Here is a 12,752-nt window from a genome sequence, read left to right as displayed (position 1 = left end):
CAAAGATGAAATATCCAGGATCATTTTTAAAATTCAGTTTAGTAGTTCTGCTTTTAAACTCTTGTAATTATAAAGAGGATGGAGACCTGGATTTCCCCGGTCCTCTTCCTCCTCCTCCTGTAAAGAAACAAGTGGAGGCTTCTGTTAACGGTAAAAAGTGGGAAGGGGCTGGTAGGGCTTTGTATACAAAAGAATCTGTTACATTGCTATGCAAGTCAGACAATGGCGACTCCCTTATCATAGTTGTTAAAGCAAATAAGCCAGGTGTTTACCAGCTTAAGAAAGGTTCTAAGAGTTATGCCAGATTCAAAAGCTCTGGAGAATATTCCACAGCTCCGGACCTTATAGGCGGATCAGTAGAGATTATTAAAATAGATACAGTGTCACATTCTATTGATGCAAATTTTTCTTTCAATGCCACCGGTTCTTCAGGTACAGTGGAAGTATTAGAAGGAAGGGCAAGTTCTGTTATTTATTTACATTATGAATGTTATATTAACGGAAAATATTGGTCTTCTAAGATTGATGGTTACTATCCACTTATTGATATTAAATCTTCTAATTCTGTTGATGGTTACAACTCCTCTAATATGGAACTATATATTAGTGATATGAAATTAGACTCACTTCAAATTGGAAAAACACTTGATGTGAAAACGAAAGGAGTTTCTTGTTTTTATGTTCCGCCGTCGGGAGATTATATGGAAGCAATACAAGGGAAGTTATTAGTCAGAGATTTTTATACTTTTGAAGAAGTAGAATATCTGAATGCTACCTTTGAATTTGATATACTTTCCACGAATGGAACAGATACAATAAAAGTTAGGGATGGTAGCATGGCCGTCTGGAAACCAATTCAATAATTATGTAACTTTATTGGTATAAATTTTCTCAAATAAATTTAGTTTCAAAAAGCACTTTTGATTTGGTTGTCCAAATTATAAGTGCTTTTTAATTGTTAGGCCGGTGGATTGAATACATAGGGATTACCAATACAAATAAGATTTTGCTTCTTGATAAATGGCTTATTATACACCAAAGGCTGGCACTTCTCATTAAATATTTTTCCACCACTTATTTCAAGTACAAGACTTCCTGCTGCAAACTCTCTGTCCATTAATTGCTGGCTACAATAGTAGATATCTGCTTTGCCTTCTGCAATCATACAAAATGACAAAGGTCCTTCTATATCCAGAAAGTCGCTTATCGGATAGTTTTTTAATATCTTATTATCATTGTTGTTAATCGTTTCCTTATTGCCTATTGCAATGAGATTATTGAGCTTTTTACTGGAGTATAATAATTGTTTCTTGCCTTCCTTCACCTTGTATGCACCTTCTTCAGAAGCCATGTATAATGTTTCATGTGCAGGAGCGTAAACCATACCTAACACAGGTGTTTGTCTTTCAATGAGAGCAATATTAATTGTAAAGTCTTCTTTCTTATTGGAGAATCTTTTTAAACCATTTAATTCATCAACAAGCCAGAACCTTTTAAGGGAATTGGTTTTCTCAAATGGCAATTTAGTGGATTGAGAATGGAATATCGGAACATTCTTATGTATTGATCTCAGGCCACGCATAATACTTTTCAATGAAGTAATTGTGGCTGTTTCTTCAACAGCAAGTTTGTTCTTTATATAAGGATAGTCCTCTATATTATTAAAAATCGACATTATCTTTACACCCGCCTCTTCCGCAATATAAGATACATCTTGCAAAGCTATTTTCTTGGGTTGCATAGTTGATGGTATTATAAAAAATAATATTCAAAATTAGTAAAATATAATTGTAATTTAACTTTTGTTGTTTATTTATTTAATATCTGTTTATCACTTTTGTGTAAAAGGAAACTATGGAAAATATTTATCCGATATTTGATATCACACTTAGCAGAGAGGCCAAAGAAGATGTATTGGGGCAAAGGTCTATTGCTATATGGTTGATCGGTCTATCTGGTTCAGGAAAGAGTACACTTGCAAAAAATTTAGAAAGCAGATTACATACTGAAGGTTATTTTACTAAAATTCTTGATGGTGATAATCTTCGAACAGGTATCAATAAAAACCTGGGTTTTCAGGACGCTGACAGGATGGAGAATGTAAGACGTGTAGCCGAAGTGGCAAAGTTATTTGTTAACAATGGCATCATTACTATTACATCTTTGATCTGTCCTACCAAGAAGATGCGTGAAATGGCCAAAGCGATAATTGGAGAGTCAGATTACTTTGAGGTCTTCGTTGACTGTGACTTTGAAGAGTGTGAGAAACGTGACCCTAAAGGCTTGTATCAAAAAGCACGTAATGGTGATATAAAACAGTTCACCGGAATGGATTCTGTATTTGAGGTACCAGATAACTCTCAATTAACTGTACGTACTGATATTGATAGTATTTCCAAATGCACTGATTTGATCATAGGTAATATTATACAACATATAAGATTTGAAATTTAACTTCTTCAAGTATACTTTTTAGTGTAATCACAATCTGACTTTGTTTGTCTTTTCTTTTAATTTAATTTAATTTTTTCTGACTTTGAAGCTAAGGAAGTCCCCCTAAAGGGGATTTTCTTTTTTTATGAATCTATATTGCAATTAATTTGTGTTATCAAATTGTTAAGATAGTATTAAGGTATGTGGTGCATATTTACTGAGTAATGGTAAACTAAACTTAAATGTCAAATTTATTTTCATCTTTGGGCCTAGTAAAATGTTGGTTATGAGATAGGTTTAAATAGCCCTCAATAGAATGAATTAAAATTGAATTAAATGTTATGGATCTAGCTTTATAAAATTTAAACTAATGATAGATTTTGTTAATTTTAATCAGATGGAAACATAATGGTCTAAGCTACAGTAAATGTATTTGCATATGCTGTTCGAGCGCTTTGTCATTATTAAAAAAGTTGTTTATGAGTCAGAATTTTAAAATACTAGTCGCAGACGAAAGCCAAGAGATTATAGATATACTTGAATTTATTTTTCAAAAGGAAGGCTATGAAGTTAAAGGCTGCAGGAGTGGAAAGGACCTTGTAAAGGTAGCAAAATCTTTTTTACCTGATCTTATCATAACGGAGGTTAAACTTGATGAATTTGATGGTCTGCGTGCTTGCAAGTTAATTCGAGAGGTACCAGCGTTGGAAAATTGTGTAGTTATGTTTTTGTCTTCTTTAGATGATCAACAAACTGAGCTCTCTGCATTTGAAACAGGAGCAAATGATTATGTTATCAAACCCATAAAACCCAGGCTTTTAGTTTGCCGTGTGAATGCATTTCTAAAAAGAAATAAAAATAATTTCTCAGTAAAATCTGAAAAGGATAATAAGATAACAATAAATGATTTGACCATTGATGTAGAAAACTTCGTCGTGCTTAAAAAGAATAAAACTATTATTTTATCAAAGAAGGAATTTGAACTTCTATGTTGTTTATCACAAAACCCTAACAGAACATTCAGACGCAAAGAGCTTATAGAGCAAATATGGGGTTCTGAAGTATCTGAGATCTCCAAAACCTTGGAAGTTCATATTAGTAGAATAAGGGAAAAGATTGGTGATGATTATATTGATACTGTTAAGAAGATTGGTTATAAATTTCATTTGAGCTAAGAATTTTAAAAGGCATTCTTTTCCCCTTTTACCATATTAAACACAGTACGGATAATAATCAGCGTATCTAGTAATAGATTCCAATTTTCTATATACCAAAGATCGTGACGCACTCTTTTTAACATCTTCTTTTTATCTTCTGTCTGACCTCTGTATCCATTAACCTGTGCCCATCCGGTGATCCCAGGTTTTACAAGTTGTCTTACCATAAATTTGTCTATAAGGGCAGAGTATTCAAGTGTATGCTTGATCATATGAGGTCTTGGGCCTACTATAGACATATTTCCGATTAATACATTATAAAATTGAGGCAACTCATCTAGGTTTGATTTTCTGAGAAAATTTCCTATTGGTGTAATTCTTTCATCACCTGGCACGGCTTGCTTTTTATCTGCATCATCATTAATTCTCATAGTTCGGAATTTAAAACACTTAAATTCCTCATTGTTTCTTCCGTTTCTCTTTTGAACAAAGAATATAGGGCCTGGAGACGTAGCTTTGATTATGATACCTACTATGACAAATGCAGGAGGAAAGATTATTAAAAGTGCTACCAATGCAAATATGATATCAAAAGTACGTTTGACTATTTTATTGGTTATGATTTCTAGAGGTTCTTTTCTGAGAGTAAGTATTGGAACGTCTTCGTAGAAATTGATATTTACTTTTTTATTTAGAAATCCCCTGAAATCCGGGACTATCTTAAATCTTATTAAGCTGTTATCTGCAATAGTCATTAAATCCCTTATGCTCTTGGCTGATGAGAAGGGCAAGGCGCAGAATATTTCATCAATTTTATTGTTCTTTATAAACTCGGGTAGGTCAGTTATCTTTCCTATAACTTTCTCTTTATATAAACATTTTTCAATATCATTATCGAAAAAACCTATGAAGCGATAGCCATGGGACATGTCTGATTTGAGATAATTATACATTCTATTTCCCGCAGATCCTCCTCCGATGATGATTACATTTCTATAATTTAATCCTTTGGATCTGTACATCTTTAATGATTTAAGAAATATAAACCTCCATAAAAGAAGCCCAAGAAAGAAGAGGATATATGTTATAAGTAAATGAAATCGTGAATAGTAATATCCTTTAATAGCCAGTATAAAACAGAAAATAATAAATCCATGCAGTATGAAAGAAATGAATAAATTATTTAGAATTTTATACATATTAGTCACTCTGTCTATATTATAGACCTTAAGTGTATATATGCAAATAAACCAAGCAAGGTTAAAAACAGCTAATAAAGATACATAGTGGTCGTCGAATAGATCTTCATTTACCCTATATAAATAGGAAGAGACAAACGATAAATTTAAAAGTGTTAAGTCTCCAAATAAATGTATGATCTTAATAAATTTGGAAAATCTTGTACGCATGGTATAGGAACGTGTAATGCTACCTTTGCTCTTAATTTATGTTTAAGACTTTTTTGTAGAACTTGATGAGTTTTTGTTCTTCTATTTCCCAAGAAAGTTCATTCTTTACTCTTTGATAGCCATATTCTCCCATTTGCTGTCTTAGGAAAGGATTCTCGAGTAATTCAATTATTTTCATTGCAAAATCTTTAACATTATTATTCTCTGCATAAAGTGAAGCTTTCTTTGCTGAATATTTTCCTTCTTTAAGGTTAAATTGAACCATGGGTTTTCCTAACGCCATATACTCCATGATCTTGTTCATAGTAGAAAGGTTGTTCATTTCAGTGGGCTTGTCTGGATTAACACATGCGTCGCATGTATTTAAAATGTCCAGCATTAAATCATCTTCCACTCTTCCATAGAAATCAACCATGTCATCTATCCCATATTCTCTGGCTTGTTTAATTATATTCTCCAGATATGTTCCGGATCCAATAATGGCAAAGTGTACGTCAACCTTTTGATCTTTTATTATTTTTATAGAATCCATTAAGAGATTAAGGCCTTCCTGTTCGCCTATTACACCAACATATCCAACAAGATATTTTTTGCCTTTCTTATATTTTGGATTGCCTTCTGATATTTTCAATTTTTTGAGATTAGGTCCGCTTCTTACTATTGTCACTTTGTCCGGATCTTTTTTTCCTCTAGTGAGTGCAATGAATTTGTATGACTCATTCGTTGCTATCGAGTAATTTGCCGTCATGAAGGTAAGTCTTTCAAAGAAAAGCATTGCGCGATATAAAATGTTCTTTTTATTGAACTTTGCAATGAATAGCTCAGGGTTTATATCATGATGATCAAATACAAACTTTACTCCGAAAAGTTTGAATGGTAAGGCTGTAAGGAATATCAAATCCGGTGGGTTACATCCATGGATAACATCAAATTTTTTCTTGAAATATATTTTAAAGGCAAGTGCTAGTTCCCAGAAGATAGCAGAAGAATATTCAAGTAGGTATCCTTTAAGGCCACTTCCCTCAAGAGGCATAGGATGTCTGTAAATGTCAATACCATCAATTGTTTCAAAGGATTTATTATAACCTTTCATTTTTGGGCAAATGATGGACACATTAGCTCCATATTTTTTTAATGAGGATGCTTCCTGCCAAACCCTTCTGTCAAAAGGAGCGGGAAGGTTTTCAATTATGATTAATATATGTTTGTCTTTAAATTCAGATTGTGCAACCTGAGGAATAGCTACCTTAAAGGATATGTCGGTTAAATTACTTGTAATTTCCATACTCTTGGTGGTTTGGTGGTTTAATATGGATTGGATAAGCTCTATTCAGACTTTGTTAGCGATTGAACCTTTAGAAGATCTACCAGCAAATGCCGACATATCCTTTTTCTGTTGTCTTCGCCTTATCTATTCTAACCAGATCAATGATGGTTTTGTCTTGATTACAATGAAGCGCGCTTTTAAATTCAGATGATTTGTTTCCAATAACTATTACATCTGAATGTTCTATTATATCTTCAATATGATCTCTTATTAATTTATAAATATGAGGGATATGAGAATTGATGAATTCTTTGTTTTTACCAAGTAGATTACTCAGGTTTACACTTTTATCGTAAACCAGCAATTCATAGCCTTTTCCAATTAGTGTTTCAATTAAAGTAACCATTGGGCTCTCTCTTAAATCATCTGTTCCAGCTTTGAAGGCAAAACCCAATACTCCGATTCTTTTTTTTCCTGTTGCGTAAATTAATTGAAGGCCTTTTTGGATTTGATGATCATTGCTTTCAAGTATGCTATTCAACAAAGGCGTTTTAACATCGAGAACTTTTGCCTGATAGGAGAGACCTCTTACATCCTTCGGTAGACATGACCCTCCAAATGCAAAGCCTGGTTTCATATAATAAGGGGAAAGATTTAGTTTGGTATCTTTCGATACTACATCCATGACCTTTTCTCCATCTATTTTTAATGCTTTACATATATTCCCAAGCTCATTAGCAAAAGTAATTTTTAAAGCGTGAAAATTATTGTTCGCATATTTAATCATTTCTGATTCTTCAGGGAGTAGCGTATATATCGGGGCCTCTATACTGCTGTATAGGGAAGTAATTATTTTAGCACATTTGTCTGAATCTGTTCCAATAATGGTGTATGGTGGATTGAAGAAGTCTGCAATTGCAGAACCTTCTCTCAGGAATTCTGGGTTAGAGGCAACTGCAAAGTCCTGTTCATATATTTTTCCTGATATGGCTTCGATCCTATTTATTGAGTGTCTTACTGTGCCAGGGGCAACGGTACTTCTGATAAGCACAGTATGAAATGTGTCCTTCTCTTTAAGGCTTTGACCTATTTGATCCACTACGTTATAGATGTAGCTCAAATCGATATTCCCATTTTGCTGACTTGGAGTACCAACACATATGATAGAAATATCAGTGTTCAATATTGCATAATTAAAATCATTGGTAGCCGTGATGAGGTTTTTGTTTATTCCTTCAATAAGGAGCTCGTCTAAACCCTCTTCAACGATAGTTGACTTTTTATTCTGAATAAGCTTTATTTTTTCTTCATTGGTATCAACCCCTATTATCTCATGCTCATATTTAGCAAAGCATGCGCAGGATACAATACCAACATAACCTAAACCAAATACACTTATTTTCATTTCAAAAAATATCAGGTGGTTAATATTATTTTCTGATGTAAAGGTATAGAAAACAAATTATTTGGATATTAAGTGAATATTAACAAAAGTTAACATTATGAATAAAGTGAAAGGTTAATATATCTCGTAATTTTATTTTTAAAAGTTTTTTCATAATCATACCTGCTTGGCTGAAATGAAATAACATCATTGGTGCGTATTCTGTTTCCATCAAATAAGTACCCTACTTTAAGGGCTTCTTTTTTTTCTAGTTTTTCTTTAACCAAGGATAAGTCCATCGATAGTTTTTTCTCAATATCTGTCAATACCCTAACTGGATGGGCGAGCAGATCTTCATATTTGATGGTTATAACATTGTGTTTTTTGCCAAGTTTCCTGATTGTTCTCTTACATAGTAGGTTTACAAAGAAGTAATAGATATTTGCCAATAGCCATGATTTGGAAGGTTGTTCTATGTTTTTCTTCATAAAAGCATTTACAACAGCAACTGGATCTCTTTGTAGGTAAATGTACTTCATTTCATATGGTAATATTTCGGAAAGATTGCATGCTCTGCCCGGATATTTGGAAGACTCTATGATAGTATTCTCTTTAGTATATTTGAAAATTTCATCATAGAGATTCGTTAAAAATTTTGTGTATATCCTGTATTCGTGTTTTTTAAACTTTTTTAATAAAATGTTAAACAGATATCCGGTATGATACTCAAACTTTTTATGTAATGTATGAATATAGCTCAGCTTCACCTGATTGTTTTGGGCCATGACAATATCTCTTATCTGCAACCAAAAGTAATATTTATCAGATGCAGTGGAAGTTTTGGGTGGAATACCATCCCGTTTGGGAAATCTGTTAATTTCTCCTAAGCTGGTATATTCTGCGCCATTTCCAAGCAGTATGTCTAGCAGTGTAGTTCCACTTCTTCCGGCTCCAATGATATACACAATTGTTTTTTTTTCAGGTATAGTTGGCTTTTCCAGTCTCATTTTATTTTCTCCTTTTAAGTTGTTTTGCTGGTACTCCACCTACAATGGTGTAGGGCGGGACATCTTTAGTTACAACTGCTCCGGCTGCAATAATTGCTCCTTTGCCTATTACTATTCCTGGCATTATTATAGCATTTCTACCAATCCAAACATCATCTTCAATTGTTATTTTATTACCAGTTACCTTTCCTTGAAGGTTCATTGGAATATCAGTCAGGTTATGATTATGCATATTAGAGATTAATGCAACATTTGGAGCAATCATCACATGATTCCCGATTGTAGCTCCTTGTATGAAAACGTTCTCATTGATCTGGCAATTATTCCCAATTCTAACTTTTCCGGGAGAACTGATATAAACATTGTTTTGTATCATTGATTTAGAATCGTAAGGCATTATTTTCATTACCTTGCTCATGTATAAAACTCTTATGGTATTTGATAAAGTTAAATACCGGCTATGTGGAAGCTGTTTTATTATTAAATAATAAAAGAAATAGGAGACTTTATTTAACATAAATGTTTTTGTATATTTCTTTGAGTTCCATGCAAATGTTATTCAGACTATGGGTTTTGTTTGAACGATAAGCATTTTCAGAAATGTTTTTGTATTCATCTTCGTTCATTGCAATAGTCTTATTAATAATTTCCGAAAGTACTTCAGGTGTATTTTCTTTCATTATATAGCCATTCTTATTATCAATAACCTGTTCTGTAAGCCCTCCGTTGGGTGCAACGATAGCTGGAGTGCCACAGAACATAGATTCAGTTACTACTAGTCCAAAAGGTTCATTCCGAGAAGGCAAGACAAAGAACCTTGACTTATTATAAATTGTTCTTAACTGTTGCTGATTTAAATTCTGATATATTTTTACCTGCTCTTTGTTTAATTTTTGTAATTCACCTATAAATTCTCCTGATCCGACAAAGCAGTATTTGATATTTGTATTGGTTATTTGTTTAATGCTTTCAATCAATATATCCGTACCTTTTCTGCTAATGAATGATCCTACAAACAGATAGTCGAATTCCTTGTTTGTTTGTTCTTCCTTGTAAAATGTGTTTTCATCTATTCCCGCACTTAGGATTACATTGACTTTTACCCGTAGTTTATTTTCTATTTCCTCTGCAAGGTCTCTACCTACGGCAATAATGATGTCTACCTGTGCTGCAAATACTGAATATATTTTTTTATTGATCCTCGATTGAACATGTTGTGTAATATCTGTTCCATGAAATGTCACTACTATTTTTGTTTTTCTATGGAGCTTTTTGTAAAGTATTGCGAGTATGATCAAAGGATAAAAAAAGTGGACGTGGATGATATCGTATTTCTTAAATAGATTTGGAATAAACTTTATAAATGTATTGGCATATTTTAAAATACTACTCAATGTATTGGTATATTTCCTTTTCATATAAAACAAATGTATCTCATCATTGAGCATAATTGTTTTAAGTCTTTCATATTGGTTCTTTATAAATATTCCTGCATATGGCTTCTCTTCGGAAGGGTACATATTAGAAATTAGTAGAATTTTCATTGGCTTTAATTAACTGTTTGTTTTCAAAGGATTTATAAAGATATCCTAGAATGTATCCCAGAAAAATATGAGTGAGGGTTGCATACATTATATGTCCGGCAACTACACTGTTCATGATGAGTATAATTAGCGATATAGCTATTGGAATTGCAAGGATATCTTTTTTATAAAAGAAGTAACCAGCAGTTTTAATAAATAAATATATCCATACTCCATATATGGCACACATGCCTATAAATCCGAAAGTATACCATAGATCTATGATATCTATTTCAGCTATTGTGAATCTGGTTTCTCCAATTGTTCTGCTTTTGGCAAATGCAAATCCTCTCCCGAAGAGTTGTTGTAATAATGAAAAATCTTTATATTCTGTAATGATAGGTTCTAACCTTTCAATCCTACTTCCATATACTGCATTTTCTTTAATAGCAGAGAAATAAACATATCGGTTGTACAGAGGAGTCATTAATTCGATTATTTTTCCAATGAATATCATTCCCATCAAGATACCGACTGATAGGAGTTTGATAAGAGTGATGTCAAATTTTGTAATGTTAAGTAAGGTTCTGTTATATGCCTTGATTAAAGCGTAATTCATAAACAATATTAGAAATGATCCAAGTATAGCGGTTTTTGTGCCAAGGAAGGCTCCCGACATTATGCCCATAACTATGATCAGTGGTGATTTTATTTTATGATAATTATATAAAGCGAAAAAGCTGGTCAAGGAATATATTAGAATAAAAAATGCACTTAGCTCATTTCCCGAAATAAAAAATCCAGACCAGCCTATTGCTTCTCCTTCTTTGTTTTCTCCATATGTTGACAGGCCAAATCCATATGGAGTAAGGATCTGTGCAATAAATAACATAGTTAAAAGAAAGGTAAATAGGTTATAAGTAGCTTGATCATTATTCAGTAACTTTGTGTTATTGCTAAAGTAAATATTGGCAGCGAAGTAGGTGAGAGGCAGGATAACGATTTTTACTATGAACGTGAAATCCTTTGAAATTGTGGAGATGTCGGTTTGAGATGTTATTAAATTGGCAAATACACTTATGATAAAAAGTAAGAATAAAATCAGAATACCAAGACTATATTTTTTTTTCTGGTCATTAATGAAGATATAAACAATTAGAATTATATAGATACAAAATTTGTAATAGACGCTAATGGATATATCCAGATTAAGTTTTTCTTTAATCAAGCCATTGGCCTGATCAATAAAAAATGGACCAAGAAGGAAGATTAATATAATGAGCTTATCTTTATTTATCATTTTCAACTTTATTTATTGTTGTAAATGATCCAATTTTTCTCTGTTAGCCGGATGCTTTTGTTTTGAATTTTCGCTACTTCAGAGTATGTGGAGCTTTGAATGTTGTCAAGTTCAATAGGCTTCAAAGCTATTAGTATTGTTTTATTCTTTCCCGTAATTTTTAGTTTTGAATCATCTGTTTCAACATAGTAACCATCTTTTATTACATCAAGAGCAATATTAAGATATCTATAATTTTCTTTTTCGTATCCTTTGCCATCAAAGTAACCGGGCATTCCTTTTTGTGACGGATCATCAGCTAGCTTCCATAGAAAAACTCTTAAGATGTCATTTTTGTATGTAAAGTTTAATAGTTTTCCAAACCAATACATGTATTCTGAAGAGTTGTATATTTTGTTTTTATTTACTGTCTGGTCGGTAATTTTGCTGAATATGCCGTATTCAGTGATCGTTCCATTTTTTATGTATGTAGAAGTGATGGTGTCAAAGTCTCTGTTTTGATTGTTTGAATTGAAATATATATGAAAAGATAGAGGAGGATGGTTAATGGAATTTTTCCGCTTGATGGATTCTATATATTTTTTTCTCCTGTCATCCGGCGTGCTTGTTAATAAGGATGCGGTATATCCGCAACAGATGATTTTTGTGTTATATTGATTTAAGATTTTAACTGTTTCATTTCTGATTTCTTCAAACTGTTCTGGGGTTCCCCAGAAGTATTTTTTTGAATCCGGTTCATTACCTATTTCGAAATAAACTTTATCCAATAAGTTTTTATTCTGTAGACCAGAAAGAAACTTGTTTAAGTATACTTTATATTTATTTAGGTCTGCAGGAGGATATCTGTTAGAGTATCTATAGATTTTTTCTATAGCTTCGTCATTTAAACCTTCATATTCATATTTTTCATTGATATCTGATTTAACTTCTGATTCGTATGGATAATCAGAAAGTGAAATCAATAGGGTAAATCCTTTTGACGTTATTTGATTAATCTTGGAATAGATATCATCAAAATTATTGTATAATGTCCTTCCGAAAGGCTCATAAATTCTTATATACTTGAATTGTCCGGAGCTAGAAATTTTGTTTAATGCCACTTCAGAGCTCTTTATTCTTGCAAGGTAGCCAAGGTTAAAGCCAAATTCTACTTGTTTGAATTTGGATTGTTGAATGATCTCTTTTGAAGGATTGTATAGCTCATATTTTTCTTCCTCTTTAACAAAAAGAAAGCATGCTACAGAAATGATAATTAAGATCAGTTTGTTCATA

The 12,752-nt window shown here is 32.5% G+C and carries 12 protein-coding genes; 3 read left to right on the top strand and 9 right to left on the bottom strand.

Annotation, left to right across the window (positions count from 1 at the left end; all coding sequences use genetic code 11):
- Positions 1 to 5: 5 nt before the first annotated feature.
- Positions 6 to 863, top strand: a complete 858-nt coding sequence (locus J7604_RS03720) for a DUF6252 family protein (RefSeq protein ID WP_293891241.1) — start codon at positions 6 to 8, stop codon at positions 861 to 863.
- Positions 864 to 958: 95 nt separating this feature from the next.
- Here the strand turns inward: J7604_RS03720 and J7604_RS03715 are convergent, their stop codons facing one another.
- A complete protein-coding gene (locus tag J7604_RS03715) occupies positions 959 to 1,741 on the bottom strand; it encodes an inositol monophosphatase family protein (RefSeq protein ID WP_293891238.1) in 783 nt (260 codons plus the stop codon).
- A gap of 113 nt (positions 1,742 to 1,854) precedes the next feature.
- Between J7604_RS03715 and cysC the strand changes: the two genes are divergently transcribed.
- Both cysC and J7604_RS03705 read left to right on the top strand, forming a co-directional pair.
- Positions 1,855 to 2,454, top strand: a complete 600-nt coding sequence (gene cysC / locus J7604_RS03710; protein WP_293891235.1) for an adenylyl-sulfate kinase — start codon at positions 1,855 to 1,857, stop codon at positions 2,452 to 2,454.
- Between the two features lie 458 nt (positions 2,455 to 2,912).
- Positions 2,913 to 3,608, top strand: a complete 696-nt coding sequence (locus tag J7604_RS03705) for a response regulator transcription factor (RefSeq protein WP_293891232.1) — start codon at positions 2,913 to 2,915, stop codon at positions 3,606 to 3,608.
- A 5-nt stretch (positions 3,609 to 3,613) separates the two neighbouring features.
- Here the strand turns inward: J7604_RS03705 and J7604_RS03700 are convergent, their stop codons facing one another.
- The 8 genes from J7604_RS03700 to J7604_RS03665 form a co-directional block, all read right to left on the bottom strand.
- Positions 3,614 to 4,999, bottom strand: coding sequence for an undecaprenyl-phosphate glucose phosphotransferase (locus J7604_RS03700; protein ID WP_293891229.1), 1,386 nt, complete (start codon positions 4,997 to 4,999; stop codon positions 3,614 to 3,616).
- 31 nt (positions 5,000 to 5,030) lie between these two features.
- On the bottom strand, positions 5,031 to 6,284 hold the full coding sequence (locus tag J7604_RS03695) for a glycosyltransferase family 4 protein (protein WP_293891226.1): 1,254 nt from the start codon (positions 6,282 to 6,284) through the stop codon (positions 5,031 to 5,033).
- 79 nt (positions 6,285 to 6,363) lie between these two features.
- Positions 6,364 to 7,671, bottom strand: a complete 1,308-nt coding sequence (locus J7604_RS03690; RefSeq protein WP_293891223.1) for a nucleotide sugar dehydrogenase — start codon at positions 7,669 to 7,671, stop codon at positions 6,364 to 6,366.
- Positions 7,672 to 7,766: 95 nt separating this feature from the next.
- Positions 7,767 to 8,657 carry a sulfotransferase gene (locus J7604_RS03685; protein WP_293891220.1) on the bottom strand — a complete coding sequence of 297 codons (891 nt, stop codon included), beginning with the start codon at positions 8,655 to 8,657 and terminating at the stop codon, positions 7,767 to 7,769.
- Between the two features lies 1 nt (position 8,658).
- Positions 8,659 to 9,075 carry a DapH/DapD/GlmU-related protein gene (locus J7604_RS03680; RefSeq protein ID WP_293891217.1) on the bottom strand — a complete coding sequence of 139 codons (417 nt, stop codon included), beginning with the start codon at positions 9,073 to 9,075 and terminating at the stop codon, positions 8,659 to 8,661.
- 88 nt (positions 9,076 to 9,163) lie between these two features.
- Positions 9,164 to 10,201 carry a glycosyltransferase family 4 protein gene (locus tag J7604_RS03675; protein ID WP_293891214.1) on the bottom strand — a complete coding sequence of 346 codons (1,038 nt, stop codon included), beginning with the start codon at positions 10,199 to 10,201 and terminating at the stop codon, positions 9,164 to 9,166.
- On the bottom strand, positions 10,179 to 11,480 hold the full coding sequence (locus J7604_RS03670; RefSeq protein ID WP_293891211.1) for an O-antigen ligase family protein: 1,302 nt from the start codon (positions 11,478 to 11,480) through the stop codon (positions 10,179 to 10,181). The genes J7604_RS03675 and J7604_RS03670 overlap by 23 nt, the downstream gene beginning before the upstream one ends.
- A gap of 8 nt (positions 11,481 to 11,488) precedes the next feature.
- Positions 11,489 to 12,751: a hypothetical protein gene (locus J7604_RS03665; protein ID WP_293891208.1), complete on the bottom strand. Its 1,263-nt coding sequence runs from the start codon at positions 12,749 to 12,751 to the stop codon at positions 11,489 to 11,491.
- Position 12,752 lies beyond the last annotated feature (1 nt).

This window comes from Sporocytophaga sp., from assembly GCF_017745095.1.
Lineage (GTDB): Bacteria > Bacteroidota > Bacteroidia > Cytophagales > Cytophagaceae > Sporocytophaga.
The sequence above is the reverse complement of the archived record's forward strand: the minus strand, read 5'-3'. Positions and strand labels throughout refer to the sequence as shown.